The 17,658-nt window shown below is 38.0% G+C and carries 14 protein-coding genes; 10 read left to right on the top strand and 4 right to left on the bottom strand.

All coding sequences use genetic code 11. From position 1 onward, the window contains the following. Nucleotides 1–245 precede the first annotated feature (245 nt). The 3 genes from AC0L7T_RS12945 to AC0L7T_RS12935 all read right to left on the bottom strand — a co-directional run bounded on the left by AC0L7T_RS12945 (nucleotide 246) and on the right by AC0L7T_RS12935 (nucleotide 2,453). Nucleotides 246–956, bottom strand: a complete 711-nt coding sequence (locus tag AC0L7T_RS12945) for a DUF1003 domain-containing protein (protein WP_473343080.1) — start codon at nucleotides 954–956, stop codon at nucleotides 246–248. 235 nt (nucleotides 957–1,191) lie between these two features. After that, on the bottom strand, nucleotides 1,192–1,854 hold the full coding sequence (locus AC0L7T_RS12940; RefSeq protein WP_473343079.1) for a hypothetical protein: 663 nt from the start codon (nucleotides 1,852–1,854) through the stop codon (nucleotides 1,192–1,194). Then, nucleotides 1,851–2,453, bottom strand: a complete 603-nt coding sequence (locus tag AC0L7T_RS12935) for an outer membrane beta-barrel protein (protein WP_473343078.1) — start codon at nucleotides 2,451–2,453, stop codon at nucleotides 1,851–1,853. The genes AC0L7T_RS12940 and AC0L7T_RS12935 overlap by 4 nt, the downstream gene beginning before the upstream one ends. A gap of 450 nt (nucleotides 2,454–2,903) precedes the next feature. Here AC0L7T_RS12935 and argS point away from each other — a divergent pair, with 450 nt between their 5' ends. The 10 genes from argS to hisB all read left to right on the top strand — a co-directional run bounded on the left by argS (nucleotide 2,904) and on the right by hisB (nucleotide 14,052). Further along, a complete protein-coding gene (gene argS, locus AC0L7T_RS12930; protein WP_473343076.1) occupies nucleotides 2,904–4,694 on the top strand; it encodes an arginine--tRNA ligase in 1,791 nt (596 codons plus the stop codon). A 2-nt stretch (nucleotides 4,695–4,696) separates the two neighbouring features. Further along, on the top strand, nucleotides 4,697–5,302 hold the full coding sequence (locus AC0L7T_RS12925) for a glutathione peroxidase (RefSeq protein WP_473343075.1): 606 nt from the start codon (nucleotides 4,697–4,699) through the stop codon (nucleotides 5,300–5,302). Between the two features lie 91 nt (nucleotides 5,303–5,393). Then, nucleotides 5,394–6,305, top strand: a complete 912-nt coding sequence (locus AC0L7T_RS12920) for a 1,4-dihydroxy-2-naphthoate polyprenyltransferase (RefSeq protein ID WP_473343369.1) — start codon at nucleotides 5,394–5,396, stop codon at nucleotides 6,303–6,305. Nucleotides 6,306–6,384: 79 nt separating this feature from the next. Continuing rightward, nucleotides 6,385–7,236 (top strand): universal stress protein, encoded by an 852-nt coding sequence (locus AC0L7T_RS12915; protein WP_473343074.1) that lies wholly within the window; start codon nucleotides 6,385–6,387, stop codon nucleotides 7,234–7,236. A gap of 9 nt (nucleotides 7,237–7,245) precedes the next feature. Next, nucleotides 7,246–7,602, top strand: a complete 357-nt coding sequence (locus AC0L7T_RS12910) for a translation initiation factor (protein ID WP_473343073.1) — start codon at nucleotides 7,246–7,248, stop codon at nucleotides 7,600–7,602. A gap of 234 nt (nucleotides 7,603–7,836) precedes the next feature. Next, nucleotides 7,837–9,078 carry a Rossmann-fold NAD(P)-binding domain-containing protein gene (locus AC0L7T_RS12905; RefSeq protein WP_473343071.1) on the top strand — a complete coding sequence of 414 codons (1,242 nt, stop codon included), beginning with the start codon at nucleotides 7,837–7,839 and terminating at the stop codon, nucleotides 9,076–9,078. Between the two features lie 547 nt (nucleotides 9,079–9,625). Continuing rightward, the gene (gene hisG, locus AC0L7T_RS12900) at nucleotides 9,626–10,486 is read left to right on the top strand and encodes an ATP phosphoribosyltransferase (protein ID WP_473343069.1); all 861 of its coding nucleotides are present in this window, start codon (nucleotides 9,626–9,628) and stop codon (nucleotides 10,484–10,486) included. An 85-nt stretch (nucleotides 10,487–10,571) separates the two neighbouring features. Then, on the top strand, nucleotides 10,572–11,867 hold the full coding sequence (gene hisD / locus AC0L7T_RS12895) for a histidinol dehydrogenase (protein WP_473343068.1): 1,296 nt from the start codon (nucleotides 10,572–10,574) through the stop codon (nucleotides 11,865–11,867). Continuing rightward, entirely contained in the window at nucleotides 11,868–12,938 is a 1,071-nt protein-coding gene (gene hisC, locus AC0L7T_RS12890) for a histidinol-phosphate transaminase (RefSeq protein ID WP_473343067.1), read from the top strand. Nucleotides 12,939–12,951: 13 nt separating this feature from the next. Then, nucleotides 12,952–14,052, top strand: a complete 1,101-nt coding sequence (hisB, locus tag AC0L7T_RS12885; RefSeq protein WP_473343066.1) for a bifunctional histidinol-phosphatase/imidazoleglycerol-phosphate dehydratase HisB — start codon at nucleotides 12,952–12,954, stop codon at nucleotides 14,050–14,052. Nucleotides 14,053–14,173: 121 nt separating this feature from the next. Here the strand turns inward: hisB and AC0L7T_RS12880 are convergent, their stop codons facing one another. After that, nucleotides 14,174–17,605, bottom strand: a complete 3,432-nt coding sequence (locus AC0L7T_RS12880; RefSeq protein WP_473343065.1) for a HEAT repeat domain-containing protein — start codon at nucleotides 17,603–17,605, stop codon at nucleotides 14,174–14,176. Nucleotides 17,606–17,658 lie beyond the last annotated feature (53 nt).

Below are 17,658 nucleotides of genomic sequence, written 5' to 3'. Positions count from 1 at the left end.
TTGAGAGGTATATGATCTGGAAACGCTAGAATCATAAAAATGTGGAGCAAGCTCCACAAACTGTAAATAACCTTAACATTTTATACACAATTACACGAAAGGCTATTATATTATATAAAAAGTATATTTTTAATTTGAATAGTATAAATAATTCTGTTATTTAGAAAAACAGGCTGAAAAATGATACAAGAATTGAAAAAGAGAAGGATTTAAGATTGATCACTCAAGTTTGCTAGCTACTCTTATTATTTCTTATGGTCCGGTTTGCTATTTTTCAATTCCTTCATCAAGTCCTCTAAATAGTCAATTTGCACTTCCTGGACTTCGAGTAGTTTTTTGTTTTGATGCACCAATAAATGATCAATTTTCTCATTCAGTAGTTGGATTTCAAGTTCAGACTTAAGGTTAATTTTGTAATCGAGTTCAGCTCTCTGTCTGTCTTTTTGCCCTTGCCGGTTTTGGCTCATCATAATAATTGGTGCCTGTATAGCAGCGATACAGGAAAGCATTAAATTCAACAATATAAAAGGATAGGGATCAAAAGTACGGCTGGCAAGCAACCAAATATTGGCTATGATCCACAAGGTTAAAAAAGAAAAGAAAGCAATAATAAAGGTCCAACTCCCTCCAAAAGAAGCGATTTTATCGGCCATCTTTTCCCCTAAGGTTAAAGTGGTATCAATGTCTTCCTGTAAGTTTTCAGAAAGTATGGAATTGTTGCGAATGGCATCCATTACATCCTTGTCAATGGCAGCCAAATCCCCTTTTTCTTGTTCGATAAGCTTGGTTAAATACAGTCGACGGTATTTATTGAGCTCTCCGATAGAAATATAGCTTTCTCTGGAAAAATCAGGATATTGAGATTTTATAAAGTCGAAAATTCCGTCACGGATTTCATTCCCATTGACAACTTCCCCTCTATTGATCTCTTTTTTAGAAATATGGCTCTTGTTCATTTTATTTCCGGATTGTTTCCACCCTGATTACACCTTATATGGAAATCTATTTATTGATTTCCATATAAAGCCTAAAAATAAGCATTGGTAAACTTATAAAGCCAATAAATTTACTTTTTTAGCACACTTAGGATCGTATACTCCACGCTATACGATTGGCACACAATAAGATTATGCCCAACAAGAAACCATTTTTCCGGTTGAAAAGATCACTTAAGTTTTTTAATTGGCCGAGTTAAAAATAATACCTTAGGGCAAGGCTTGGTTGGTCCAGAAAACCATCCACTTCAAAACCCCAACCATTGTCCTGATAGTTGCTGTTATATTGGCCACTCCATATATGTTTATTATAAACCTTAAAAAATTGACCTTCTATAAATATTAGTTCAAAACTAAATTTTTCACTTGGAAAATAAGCCAATCCCAGGTTCCCGAAAAGGCCAAATTGATTTACTTTTTGCCGGGAAGTGTTAAAGTCCTTTTCATCTGCAATAACTGATTCCGCCAAATTATCAGTCCATGAATACCTTAATCCATAGGTCGCTAGCATAAATAATTTGGGGCTGATTTCAATGTGTTTTCTTAACCCTACAAAAACATCCAACTCTTTTCTTTTCCATCCTGGAGAATTGGCATTTTGAGTAGTATTATTAATTTTCCGCTTGTAAAAACGCCCACCACCTATAATACTTAGCTGATCTTTAATAAAGTAGGAATAGCTAGGTGTAAACCTAAAGTAATCGTCTTCTTGAGTTCTTTCTTCATAAAAATCTACATTCCTATCACTCCAGCCGAATTCCAGGCCCACAGATTGATTCCCCTGCGAAATCTGAGCAATTGCATTGTTCCCCATGAGGCAAAGCCCTAAATAAAAGAAAGGAAATATTAGCTTCTTCATTGGTCCTTTTTATTAAAAAAATAATTGATCCCTATGCTATTGGTGGTGACTAAATCAAAGGCAAATCGAGAATTATTATAATCTTGATTTGGTCCTGAGTTATCATAGTTGGTATTATAAACAAGCCCACCAAAAGTTGCTTCGACCATCCATTTGTTGTTAATCCTATAGGATGCTCCGGGTGCTAATGAAAACCCAAAATAATTGAGGTCATTTTCTCCTACAAAGGTCTTATTAAACATCACTTTAGGTTCTAGAAAAAGATAAAAATTGTCGATCACAGGAAAGTACCTCCTATAAAACAACCCAATACCTCCCGATACATCTTTGTTGATAAATTTTGAATTTGAAGTGGTTGTTGTACTATGAAAAAATTTTACCTGAGGAGAAACACCTATCAAAGATCGGTCAGAAATAAAATAACCCAAATTTGGATTAAGGTTTATACCGTATGTGGAGGAACTGCTTGGATTTGAGCTTTCATTGGAATTTATGGAAAAACCAAAATTACCCCCAACATACCGATCTCCTTTTTCAAATTGCGCAAAGGCAGTGGAGATCCCGGAAATAAAAAAGAGCAATAAGAGACAGTGTTTCATATAAATAATTTGGTGTAAAAATTTATGAATTTTATTACTTATTTAAATAGTTAAAGGCAATCGGAATATCTACGAATTAATTAGTCTGATGGTTTCGAAATAAACCTTATTTATTTTTTAAAATCAATAAATAGCCATGAGGCATAAAACCTTTCTTTTCCCATAGAATGCTGACATAATCACCAGCTAAGCTAGCTACCTATCCGTGTCTTAGAATCCTGGTTTTTTCAATCAATTGGCATTCTTGTAGATAAGTTACATGAAGGAAAACTACTCCATTAATCCTAAATATTTCAGATTCCATGGTTTTATCGTTTATTTTGAGTTTTACATATGTAATGATAACACCTTATACTCAAAACCCTCGCCATTTAATTTAGGCCTAGCCCTCTCCTCTTTGAAAGGAAAACCTTATATTTGCGCCTCGATAATTAGGAAGTAATTGACAATATGGATATTCAAGAGAGCATTTTAAAGACAATAGCCAAGGCCTTTGAGCAACTATTTAATCATAAGGTTGACAGTGAAGACCTAAGCCTACAACCTACCAGAAAAGAATTTGAAGGCAGCTACACCTTTGTGCTTTTCCCCTACCTGAAAATCACCAAAGGATCTCCTGAACAATCTGGAGAGAAGATTGGTAATTATTTGAAGGAAAACCATCCTTCAGTAGCTAATTTTAATGTTGTAAAAGGATTTTTAAACATCAGTCTTTCGTCAGCTTTTTGGATAGAGCTACTCGCTCAAATGATGACTGAAGAAACTCCAGGCCAATTTGCACCTAGAAATCAAAAGGTAATGGTTGAATACAGCTCACCAAACACCAATAAGCCTTTGCACCTTGGACATTTGAGGAATAATTTCCTTGGCTTCGCAGTTTCCAACATCCTCAAGGCCTACGGCTATGAAGTCATCAAAACCAACCTGGTAAATGACAGAGGCATCCATATTTGCAAGTCAATGGTCGCTTACCAAAAATTGGGGAATAACGAGACACCAGAAATGGCAGGAATGAAAGGTGACCACCTGGTGGGCAAATACTACGTTCTTTTTGATCAGGAGTACAAAAAGCAAATAAAAGAGCTTATAGCTGATGGGATGACTGAAGAGTTGGCCAAAAAAGAGGCGCCATGGATGAAAGAAGCGCAAGAATCATTGGTAAAGTGGGAATTGGGGGATGAAGAAACCGTCAGCCTTTGGAAGAAATTAAACAACTGGGTTTACCAGGGCTTCAATGAAACCTACGAAAAGATGAACGTTTCTTTTGACCAATATTATTATGAATCGGACACCTACCTATTGGGAAAAGATATAGTGACTGAAGGCCTGGAGAAAGGAGTGTTTTTCAAGAAAGAAAACGGTTCTGTTTGGGCAGATTTAAGCAATCAAGGACTCGATGAAAAGCTTGTTTTAAGAGCTGATGGCACTTCCGTCTACATGACCCAAGACATGGGAACTGCTGACCTTAAATTTAAAGACCATGGCATAGATAAATCTGTGTATGTAGTGGGCAACGAACAAGATTATCACTTTGAGGTCTTGTTTAAGATAATGGGTTTATTGGAGCGACCTTATGCCAATAATCTTTTCCACCTATCCTACGGCATGGTGGATCTACCTTCTGGTAAAATGAAGTCCCGTGAAGGAAAAGTAGTAGACGCCGATGACCTGATTCAGGAAATGGTAGATACAGCACGTTCCCACACACAAGAACTCGGTAAAATAGATGGTTTTAGCCAGGAAGAGGCAGAAAAACTATACGAAATGTTGGGTTTAGGAGCAATCAAATATTTCCTTTTGAAAGTAGATCCAAAGAAGCGGATGTTGTTCAACCCTCAAGAGTCAATTGAATTCCAAGGAAATACTGGCCCATTTATCCAATACACACATGCCCGAATTGCCGCTATTTTAAGAAAGGCCGATCAAATTGGATTAGATTATAGCAGCAATAACTTTGATGGCTTAGGCGAACTAGAGAATGTTGAAAAGCAATTGGTATTTATGCTTGCAGATTATTCAAAGAAAATAGCAATGGCAGCGGAAGAGCTATCTCCTGCTGTTATCGCCATGTATTTGTTTGATTTGGCCAAGGAGTATAACAGATTTTATGCGGAACTTCCTATATTTAGTGAAGCAAAAAATGAAGTCCAATCCTTTAGGGTAACCTTATCAGACAGCGTAGCTAAAACAATCAGTGCTGGAATGAAGTTATTGGGCATAGATGTTCCACAAAAAATGTAATTATGAAATCAATTTTCTACATTTTCGCAATAAGCATGGTTACTTTTCAGTTTCCCATGCAGAATCAGTTGACAAATGCTTTATCTACGCTTAATTTTCATGAAAATAATAGCCCAGAAATCATGAAGGAAACCAGTAGTATTTATGATTTCACATTGAATGATATCGATGGAAATCCGGTTGATTTGGCAAAATATAAAGGCAAGAAATTGTTGCTTGTCAATGTGGCTTCAAAATGCGGATACACTCCTCAATATGCTGAATTACAAGAACTTTATGAAGCCTATAAGGGTAAGCTAACTATTCTGGCTTTTCCGGCCAATAACTTTGGAGGCCAAGAACCCGGTAGTAGTGAAGACATCAAGTCATTTTGTTCAGAAAACTATGGCATTTCCTTTCCTATCTTTGAAAAAATATCTGTTAAAGGCGTGGACAAACATCCGCTTTACAGATGGTTATCAGACAAAGATTTGAACGGATGGAACAATGAAGAACCATCCTGGAATTTCTGTAAATATTTCATCAATGAAAAAGGTGAATTGGTAAAGTTCTTTCCTTCCGCTGTAAAGCCAATGGACAGTGAGATTATAAAATTAATCAATGCCTAATCACCTTGGTAATCCAAATTTAAAGGACAGATAATTTAGATGCACCAAGGATGGTAATTTGTCTATGTTGTTTACAATATCATAAAAATTAATTAAGTTGCTCATTAACACCAAGAGACAAGCCTGGATCCACGCCCTTAGACTGAGAACACTCCCACTTGCATTGTCGAGTATATTCATGGGGAGTTTTATTGCATTTCAGATGTCTGGATTTAGATGGTCAGTATTATTATTGGCAGCAATTACCACTACTCTTTTACAGATATTGTCCAACCTGGCCAATGACTACGGAGACAGCATAAATGGTGCCGACCACGCTGGTCGACAGGGGCCAATAAGGGCTGTTCAATCAGGCCTAATCAAAGCTTCTGAGATGAAAGTCGCAGTGATTATTTTTTCAATCCTATCCTTAATTAGTGGTTTGATTTTGTTAATCATCGCCCTGGATGACATTTATAAATTCCTATTGTTTTTAGGCATTGGTATCTTAGCTATTATCGCTGCAATCGCCTATACCTCGGGGAAAAAGCCCTATGGTTATGCCGGTTTAGGAGACATTTCCGTGTTTTTATTTTTTGGCTGTGTGGGGGTAATGGGCACCTATTACTTGCATACCTTGACTTTTGATCCAGCGCTTTGGTTGCCTGCAGCTTCGATAGGACTCTTAAGTACAGCTGTATTGAATATCAATAATATAAGAGACATTGAATCTGATAAAGCTGCCGGAAAACTTTCCATTCCGGTGAGAATAGGGAAAAAAGCAGCCCAAAAGTACCACTGGGCACTTATTGTTATTGCCTTGCTATTGTTAGTAGCATTTATTATAATTGAGCAGGCCTATGGGGCTTTGGCATTTTTATTTATGGCACCTACTATTTTGAAAACCGGATGGGCCGTTGGGAAGTTTGAGACTCCAGAAAAATTAGATCCTTACTTAAAAGTAATGGCCTTATCTACTCTTTTTTGCGTTTTATTTTTCGGAATAGGGTGGATGATTTTTTGAATTATTGGTCCATTTAGTACCTAAATTGTTTACTTTTATGTAGTTTAACTGAAATATTAAATTAAACAGCACAATACCTATGAAAAGTATTTTAGTACCTTATGATTTTTCAGAAGAGGCTAATTTCGCCTTTGAACTCGCCCAGGAATTAGCTACTAAGGCTGCATGCAATCTTAAGCTAATACATATAATCGAAATCCCTACCTCTCAGAACTTCAACACGATGGGTGAAGTAAGTATGGGAGAAAACTTCATTGATAAAATCTACATGGTTGATTTGGTCAATAAAAGGAAGGAACAATTCAAAAAATTACAGGAGGACCATGCAGGCAAAGCCTATAAATTCAGCACAAATTTATCCTTTGGCAGTCCCTATGCTGGCATATCTGGAGAAATAACAGATGTAGAAGCAGACCTGGTAATCATGGGATCCAAGGGATCTAGTGGACTTGAAGAAATTCTTATCGGCTCAAATACTGAGAAAGTAGTAAGGCATTCGGCATGTCCTGTAATTACGGTTAAAGCTAAGGTTGGTGCTTCTTCCATTAAAAATATTGTGTTTGCGAGTGACTTTGGAGAAAGCAACAAAAAGGTAGTCAAAAAATTAAAAGTACTGCAGGAATTGCTAGGTGCAACACTCAGACTTGTAAAAATAAACACGCCCAATTCCTTTGAAAGATCCATTGTCTCAATGGAAAAAATCAGTGCGTTTATAAAATCTAATAAACTGGAAAACACAGGAATTGACATTTTCAATGCTGACAGTGAAGAGGAAGGAATCAATGAGTTTGCCGATTTCATAGATGCTGATTTAATAGCAATGGCCACACATGGTAGAACCGGCTTTTTGCACCTCTTGGGGGGCAGTATAGCAGAGGATGTAGTCAATAGTTCTAAAAAGCCAGTATGGACAATGAAGTTCAAAAAATAAAGGAAGAATATGGCTAGAAAAAAGAGCAACGATTGGAAAAAGAGAGATGGGGTAGTCTATTCTACGGCAGATAGCTTTGATTTTGAACTAGAGAACAATGGGAATGAAAGTACACTTCCCCCAAAGCAGCAAAATTTAAAGGTCTTATTAGACAAAAAATCAAGAGGAGGAAAACAGGTTACACTTGTAACAGGCTTCATTGGGCAGGAAGATGATTTAAAAACTTTGGGTAAAGACCTAAAAGCAAAGTGTGGTGTAGGTGGAAATACCAAAGATGGCGAAATTCTAATTCAGGGTGATCAAAGAGACAAAGTACTTGATTACTTGATAGGTATAGGCTATAAAGCCAAAAAGTCCGGTGGCTAGAAACCGGGCTTTTCTTTTTTTAAAAGCTTTTTAAATATTATGTTAGCTCAGTGATTTATTTCACCGTCCAATTGAGCCATCTTATCGACGATACCTACACGTTCATCGACTAATTTTTAATAGTTTTTATATTATTTTTAAATTTGAGTATTAATTTTTAAAAACCGGTAAATCCGGCAAAGTGTGGAGATACGTATAGTATCAATACATTAACAGCAAATACAAACAGCAATAATGGGACAGTTTAGATTATTGAGCTTCAGCGGCAATTTATACAACTTAAAAAGCGACGCATTTTATTTGAACTCGGATGAAAGTAAACAATTACTTTTCACGCTGAAATCCTGGCCAGAAATTAAAGAGTTAATTATCCTGTCAATTCCAGAGAGAACTGAAATAATATATTACAGCGATATAGACTTGGAAGACAGAGTATTTGCAGCTATAACTGATTGTATATCCATTGGTGGCATGCCTCTGAAAAATGAATTCCACCAGACCTGTGATGAAGAGAAATTATTGGTTCACCTTTCAGAACTTTGTTTTGGTGTTCAGTCTTCTAATTATGGTACCACTCCCCTCTTCCCTCATTTTATTCAGGCGTATAATTTGGCGCTAGAAAATGGTATGGTAGGCGAGTACCTTGAGAGATGGTGGAATAACTTACTAGCCACTAATAAACGTATAAAAGAACAAGTAGATTACCAATTGCCGAATTTTTCGATAACCTTCACGGTTTCAGATTTGATAACTGATTTGGTGAAAAATTTAAAACATCCAAAAATTGCAATTATTGGATTCAATGCATTAAGCAAAAGAATTTACAAAAATCTTACTCGCAAAGGCTTTAAAAACATTTCCATCGTAGATAAAAGTATTGCCTCATTTTCATCATTAGCTGAAATGGATTTAAACAACTTTATCTTTCAGCCCATGTCAGAGGTTGAAAATGTGATAAAGGAAAATGACATATTAATCTCCACCTTTGAAGATGCCCAACAAATACTACATCAAAATTACTTTCAGAAGAATTTTGACACGACAAAAATTTTCATTGACCTTTCTATAAAAAGTAATTTAACAGCTATTTTCAATGACAATCAACAGGTAATTCCATTTAACCTGACCGATATCTACAAAATAATTGAGCAGAAAATGGAAATTAACAAAAAGTGGCTTAAAAAGGCCAGGCCTATTATCTCAGAAATGAATTTGGAATTTTTCAATTGGATTGACAATAAAAAAGGCCAGGATATGCTGTCCATAGCAAATAAACTATTGGTTAAAAATATTCATAGCGGCCAATTTACTAAAGTTTTAATTGCTGATGAGCCTTTTTTTAAAGTTGAAATGACCGATAATAGGGTCAATAAAGTACTGTTGAAAAAATCTATCGAAAAAATAAAAAGCAATACTCAGTACAAAGACATCATGAATTATGATAGAATAGTGAATGATTTTTACCAATACAACTAGCTTTTTAGATTATTTTTTAAATAATTATACTTTTTGTTTGTTGCAACTTAAATCGATAAGTAATCTCAAACGTATACTTTTCAAGTTATACTTTTTTTAACCCCAATAAATAGCCATAGGTTTGTTGGTTAGTAAAATGCTTGAAATCAATGAGAATTCTATCAAATTCGAATCCGAAAAGTAGAAAAGAATTCCATTAATAATCTTTTCGGCTATTTGCCAAAGAATAAAAAAATAAGCACTATCGTCAACTTTTTGTACAATACTCCAGAAGCTATTTAGTAAAGGATAAAAAGAGACCCTTTTTATCACAGGAAACATCATTTTTATTTTGCAAGTTTGCAATTGCTGACTAAATTTGCAATACTATGATGATATCAGGAAGTTTACGCTTTACCTCAAAATTTTTATACCCAGCAAATGCACATAAGCATCATGCAGGTCATCATTGCTCCTAAATGGAGATTTCCCCTCCGTCTAATCTCCTGCCCCGGGGGAAACAAATCAAACTAAATATATTCTAAGTATTTATTGTATACATTATTCCATGGAAAACATTATCAGGATTGCCGTTCAAAAAAGTGGGCGTTTAAGTGACGATTCTCTCCAACTCATAAAAGAGTGTGGCATCAAATTTCATAACGGCACAGGTAAATTAAAATCATCTTCAACAAACTTTCCTATAGAATTTTTATTTCTACGAGATGATGACATTCCTGGATATGTGGCCGATGGAATAGCTGATCTAGGTATAGTAGGAGAAAATGAACTTGTTGAAAAGGACAAAAATGTAAATGTGCTTAAGCAACTGGGCTTTTCAAAATGTAGATTATCTTTGGCTATCCCAAAAGGAGAGTCTTATCCTGGTATCCAATACTTTGAAGGCAAAAACATAGCCACCTCCTATCCTAAAATTCTTGGGGATTACCTTAGAAAGGTAAATATCAAAGCTGACATTCATGAAATTAGTGGTTCGGTAGAAATCGCTCCGAGTATAGGATTAGCAGAAGGGATTTGTGACATCGTCAGTTCAGGGTCTACATTGATGATGAATGGACTGAAGGAAGTCGAAGAAATTTTCCAATCCCAGGCAGTACTTATAAGTCATAAAGGCATTTCCACTGCAAAGCAGGGCTCTGTGGAGAAGTTGCTGTTCAGAATGGATGCTGTTCAAAAAGGCAAAAAGAACAAGTACGTACTTTTGAATGCACCCAATGAGAATTTGGACAAAATAGTCGCATTAATACCTGGCATGAGAAGCCCTACCATATTGCCTTTGGCTGAAGAGGGATGGTCATCTGTTCACTCCGTCATTAGTGAAGACCAATTTTGGGAAAATATTGAGGAACTAAGAAATGCTGGCGCACAGGGTATTTTGGTTGTTCCCATTGAGAAGATGCTTATATAGGAATAGATTGAACACTGATGGAAAATACCATCAATTCATTAAGTGATCAATGGATTGAATATTCCCATTACAAAATTCATAACGTATGAAAATCCTGGTCAACCCTGACAAAAAGAGCTGGAAGAAAGAACTGGCAAGACCTGTTCAGAAAACAAAGGACATAGAAAAGATCGTAAAACCGATCATGAAAAAGGTGAAACGCCAAGGAGACAAAGCCCTTCGTAAGTTTGCCTTTGAATATGACCATGTGGAAATAGATTCCATAATGGTAGATCCTGCGGACATAAAAAATGCTGGAAAGCATGTTGAAAAAGCACTGAAAGATGCGATTAAAACGGCCAAGTCCAATATTGAAAAATTTCACAAATTACAGGAAGCTCCCCCCTTAAGCACCGAAATCATGAAGGGGGTGACTTGCATGCGTAGAAGTGTTGCCATCCAAAAGGTAGGCTTGTATGTACCTGGTGGAACAGCGCCTTTATTCTCGACCGTACTTATGCTTGGCATACCAGCAAAACTAGCAGGATGCGAAGAGATTATACTGTGCACCCCACCTGATCAGAAAGGACAAGTGCATCCGGCAATATTATATGCTGCCAAATTGATTGGCATCACGAAAGTAATTAAAGCCGGAGGAGCACAAGCCATTGCAGCCCTTGCCTATGGCACAGAATCCGTTCCACGGGTAGACAAAATATTTGGTCCTGGAAATCAATATGTAACTGCTGCAAAACAGTTGGCAGCTAAAAAAGGAGTGGCGATTGATATGCCTGCAGGCCCATCTGAGGTATTGGTATATGCAGATGAAACGGCTATTCCTGCCTTTGTAGCAGCAGATTTACTATCTCAGGCCGAACATGGAGCAGACAGTCAGGTAATACTAGTTTGTCCTTCAGAAAAAATAGTGCACAATGTGATCCTTGAAGTCGAAAGTCAACTGGAGCATTTGCCCCGACAGAAAACAGCAAGAAAAGCCTTGGAAAACAGTGTAGCTGTAGTGATTGACGACATGGATATTGCTTTGGAACTTATAAACGAATACGCCCCAGAGCATTTGATCATCAACATTAAGGAAGAAGACAGAGCTGTAAAAGGAATTATAAATGCGGGATCAGTATTTATAGGTAATTTCACGCCAGAGTCTGCTGGAGACTATGCTTCAGGCACGAACCATACGCTTCCTACCAATGGCTATGCGAGAAGTTATTCAGGTGTTTCATTGGACAGTTTTGTGAAGAAAATCACCTACCAGAAAATCACTGAAGAAGGCCTGAGAGGTTTGGGTCCTGTGATAGAAGTGATGGCAGAGAATGAACAACTTATGGCCCACAAACAGGCCGTTAGTGTTCGTTTAAATTACCTGGATAAAGAAAAGAAATAGATGGCATTTGATCTTCAAAAATTACTTAGGCCGCACATAGCTTCCCTGAAACCCTATTCTTCCGCCAGAGATGAATATACGGGTACAGAAGGGATATTTCTTGATGCCAATGAAAATGCAATGGGATCTGTTTCTGAACAATCTTTTAACAGGTATCCGGATCCTTATCAGTCAAAGTTAAAGGAAAAACTAGGTGCAATTAAGCAGGTACCTCCTGCCCATATTTTCCTCGGCAATGGAAGTGATGAAGCAATAGACTTGCTATTCAGGGCCTTTTGCAGACCGGGAATTGACAATGTTATCATCATGCCCCCAACCTACGGCATGTATGAAGTAAGTGCAGGCATTAATGATGTGGCCACAAAGAAAGTATCCCTTTCCCCTGCATTTGATATGGAGGTGCAAAATGTGTTGGATGCAGTAGATGAGCATACGAAGATCATCTTCATTTGCTCGCCAAATAACCCAAGCGGAAATAAAATTGATCGACAAGCGATCTATCAAATATTAGCCAAATTTGATGGCTTGGTAGTGATTGATGAAGCCTATATTGATTTCAGTGATGAGCCTAGTTTTAGCCTGGAATTGAGTCAATATCCCAACTTACTCGTTATGCAGACACTTTCCAAAGCATGGGGGCTGGCGACATTGCGCCTGGGAATGGCTTTTGCCTCGAAGGAAATAATTGGCATACTCAATAAAATCAAACCTCCATACAATATTAGCGGCCTGACCCAAGACACGGTATTGGAAGCCATAGGTAATACTCCGAAGCTTGAAGCGATGGTGAAGGAAATCCTGGCACAAAAAGAACAATTGCGGCTTGCATTGGAAAATATTCCCGAGGTTGAAAAGGTACACCCATCAGCAGCCAATTTTCTGCTGGCGAAAGTACCTCAAGCCGATCAGGTATATCAGCAATTAATTGATAAAAAAATAATCGTCAGAGACCGATCAAAAGTACAACGTTGTGAAGATTGTTTGCGGATAACAGTTGGAAGTGAAGCGGAAAACACACAGTTGATCAATGCATTGAAAGGGGTACTTAGCATTCATACCAACAAGCACTAGAAAAAATTGAAGCATGAAAAAAAAGGTATTGTTTATAGATAGGGATGGCACCATCATCAAGGAGCCACCAACTGATTTTCAGGTAGATAGTTTAGAGAAACTTGAATTTATACCCCGTGCAATTAGTAACCTGGTAAAAATAGCAGAAGAAGGAGATTTTGAATTGGTCCTTGTCACCAATCAAGATGGTTTAGGAACAGATTCTTATCCTGAAAACACCTTCTGGCCAGCACAATTCAAAATGCTAAAAACCCTGGAACAGGAAGGGGTATTTTTTAAAGACATACATATAGACAAAACTTTTGAACATGAAAATGCACCAACCAGAAAACCTGGTACGGCCATGCTCACCGCCTATCTCAATGGGGACTACGACCTGGAAAATTCCTATGTGATAGGTGATAGGTTAACCGATGTGACCCTGGCTGAAAACCTTGGAACCAAATCCATTTATTTTGGGAAAGAGGTAGTGAAAAATGCAGATAAAAGTGTCGACAATTGGGATGCTATTTATGAATTTCTAAAGCTTCCCCCAAGGAAAGCTGAAGTCATTCGCAAGACCTCAGAAACCAATATAGACATCCGGCTGAACCTGGATGGTTCAGGCAAAAGCGCTATTGGCACAGGCCTACCCTTTTTTGACCATATGTTGGATCAACTGGCCAAGCATGGTGGATGCGATCTGGAGATTAAGGTTGAGGGAGATTTGCATATAGATGAACACCATACAATTGAAGATACTGGCTTGGCACTTGGTGAAGCGTATCTGAAAGCTATAGGAGACAAAAAAGGCATCTACAGGTATGGCTTTTTATTGCCTATGGATGATTGTTTGGCTCAAGTAGCCATTGACTTTGGTGGTCGACCATGGATCGTATGGGAAGCCGATTTCAAACGTGAAAAAATCGGAGACATGCCAACAGAGATGTTCTTTCATTTCTTCAAGTCTTTCAGCGACACGGCTAAATGCAACCTGAACATCAAGGCCGAAGGGGAAAATGAACACCATAAAATAGAAGCCATATTCAAAGGCTTGGCAAGAGCCATTAAAATGGCGGTCAAGAAAGACCTGAATGCATTGGATCAACTGCCAAGTACAAAAGGGACTTTATAAATTAAAACCTAAATAGGAGGTTAATTAGGGCTAATGCCGATTAATACTTCTTTAAAGGCTAAAAAGCAAGAGGCCTCATTTAAAAAATGAGGCCTCTTGCTTTTATTATGGAATCCTTCAATCAATTAAAATCTTCCTTCAAGGTCACGAGGAAACTAACCAAGTCCCTGATTTCTCTTCTGCTTAAAAATTGCTTCATATCAGGCATACTGGATGGAGCATCTTTTCTTTCTAGAATTTGACTTTTCATAATCAGCGTATCCGGTTGATTACCCATTTTCAAGGTGATGCTTTCTTCTGTTTCGTCCATTTTGATACCTGCGAGTTTCTTGTCATTGTCCAGAGAAAGGGTAACGACGCCAAATCCTGGAGCAAGTCGCTTACTTGGATCAATAACTGCTTCAAGCAATTGTTCCCGTGTTAAATTGGCTCCTACCCCATTTAGCTTTGGTCCGGCATTGCCACCAAAGTCATCATATGCATGGCATTTGATACATTGAGCGGTTGCATGTTGGAAGAAAATCCTACGTCCCTTTACCAGGTCTCCACCGTATAAACTCCCACTATAGGAAGCCAGAAGGTCATCTTGGCTCATGCTTTCATGAACCTTGTTGTACCTTTCTTTTAATTGGACATCTTCTCTTGTCTCCATGGCTTCATAAAACTCGAGCTCTATGGCTTGAGGCAACGCTCCATTTTCAAATTGCACCAATAATTTTTCAAATATAGGTTTGGTACTATTTTGGTCCAGCTTGGCTAAAGTAGTCACCGCTGCTTGTTGTTCTTCCACAGTTCTTTTTTGAATGACCTCTTCCAGGAGTGCTGCTTTTCTTTCCTCAGGAATTGTTAGTTCTTCCAAAAGGTCTAGACCGGCAACTCTTACGCTTCTTTCTTTGTCTGAAAGTGCTTGCTCGATCGCCTTATCCATAGGTGATTCTGGAATTTTAGACAATGCCCTTAAACTTTCAGCCCTAACGTCTGCATCATTATCATTTGTAAGCACAGTGAGTAAGCGTTCATTGGATTCAGAAATTTTTAATTCGCCCAAAGCCGTCACCGCTTCTTCACGAATCAGGTGGCTATTGTTTTTGGTCAAGTCCATTAAAACTTTAGATGCCGAAGCCTGGAAGGCTACAATATCTCTGTTGAATTCGCCTCTATACCATCCATCAACCCTATCCAATACAGAAGGAGAAGTCCAGGTACTCAATGCTGCTATGGCTTCTACACGCATGGCCTCAGGGGCCTTTGCTTTATTGGAATAAGTCAATAAGTTATTGAATGCTTCTTCAGTACCCCACCTTAAATTGGCATTAATCGCCCTTCTAAGAAGTGGTTCTGAAGTAAAATCTCCAGATACCAATAATTTCCCAAGAGCCGGGATGGCTGCTTCTATTGAGAAATCATCATTGATCGCTCTTGCTGCTTCCGCTATTATATATTCGCTTTTATCATTTAAAAAGGCTTCGATCCCTTTATCGCCTAACCTCCTTAGTGCAATAACTGCCCCAAGACGAACCGCTTCTGAAGGATGGTTTGCCAAATCAACGATTTCTGAAGACTTTCCAATCCTGGACAATGCTAGACTGGCCGCATGCCTGATATACAGGTCTGCATTGTCATTTTCTTGTAAAAGTGTTACGATGGCTTCGAAAGCGGCTTCATACTTCATTTTACCCAAAGCTTCCGCGGCAAAAAACTGAACTCTTGGCTCATCTGATGAAAGCAGGGGAAGTATATTTTTGGCAACAGGCGTATATTTTAAATCACCTATCCATCTGGCTGACTGCGCTATAATTTCAACATCACTGTCTTTCAAATAAGGCACCAAAGTTTCTGCGCGTTCAGAATTTTCTCGAGCGAGCTGAGAGATTCCCCAAATGGAATGAATTCTTGCCAATTGATTTTCTTTTTTAGCCAAGACAGTAGTAAATACTTCCATTCCTTCTTCTCCTCGTTTCGCCAATTCAAACTGTGCTTTTTGTCTGACACGCTGGTCTTCGAAACCTAAAAGAGAGGAAAGTTCCTCTTTTGATAAATCAGGATAATTTTTTGCTAAATGAGATGCTGTGAGTTTTCGAATATCAGCAGTTGCAGTTTTATCTGTAAATTTCCAAATCCTGCCATAGCCTTTGTTCACCCATCCATCAATCCAATCAGAAAAATACAATCCTCCATCAGGTGCAAAGTCCATTCCAGTGGCGAGGATACCAGTAAGAATCTGCTCCGTTTCTCCCATCTCAAAACCCGCTCCTTTTGGTTTCAGGTCAAAAGCATGAATCCCTGATCTGGCAGCATTCCCTCCAAATTCTGCAACAAAAAACTTATTTTTCCATTGTTCACCAAGCCCTGTTCCCGGGTTATGCTGCATTCCGGTAGGTCCATTTACGTAATTGGCAATTGTAGGAATGAAATAAGCAGCTTGATCTTCATTTCTTGGAAGATGCATCTTTTCATCCATCCATACCTTGTATCCATTGTTCTTAGGGTCACGATATTTACCAAACTGCCAATTAATTCTCCAGCCTGTATCCGATCCCTCTACTAAATAGACTATTCTTTCTCGTTCTCCTTTGTGATCTCCGTCATTGTCCACACTTATAAGGTTTCCATAATCATCGAAATCAAATTCATGGGTGTTTCTAACACCATAAGCGAAAATTTCAAAATCCGAACCATCTGGATTGGCACGAGCCACTACACCACAGTTTGGATAATCAAGTAGATTTCCTTTATCATCTTCTCCACTAAAGCCAATATCACCTATTCCCCAATAAATTTTACCTTCCGGGCCCACTTTAAGTCCTGACATATTGTGTCCGCCAAAACCGATGTGCACACCAAATCCATGGGCTAGAGATTTTTTCTCATCCATAAATCCATCACCATTGGTATCTGTCATCCTCCATAAATCAGGAGCCACACCAACAAAAAGCGCATCGTCATAATACAATACCGCTCCAGCGACATCGGAAGTTTCCTGATTAAAATCACTGGCAATTAATGTTGAACGATCTGCTTTACCATCACCGTCGGTATCCTGAATTTCGAAAACATTTTCCTTTTCAATCGTAAGGTCCTTCCAGTCATGGGAACCATCACCATTAATATCAGGAAGCCATTCGTTCTCAGCACTGTTTTCTGGTGCCAATTGTTTATGGATAAATGCCTTTCGATCCGCTACATTTTTGAAACTTATAGAGGATATTTCCCAATCCTGATGGCTTCGGATATCAAATTCAGAAATTTTTCTTCTATTTGTTTTTGAATAGAAGGCATTGCCATGATCATCTATTTGTAAAGAAATCGGATCAGCAACCAATGAGTCCACTGCCCAAAGGTCCAATTTGAGATCATTATTATACACAGGATTGACCAAGCCTTCGATGGCGACTGTTTGTGTGTTAACTTCTTCCTGAGTCAGTTGCTTTACCTGAAGTGTCGCTGCTTTTTCACCTGAGTTACATGCAGTAAAGCCAAGGCTAAGGACAATGCAAAAAGGTAGGATATTAAAAATCTTGTATTGTTCTGTCAATTTAAATTTTCTCAACATGGATAATCAATATAAATTTATGAGATGGGTGGTTTTATAAAAATTTGGCAAAA

It is taken from the genome of Cyclobacterium sp. 10D3-21 (genome assembly GCF_055809755.1).
The sequence above is the reverse complement of the archived record's forward strand: the minus strand, read 5'-3'. Positions and strand labels throughout refer to the sequence as shown.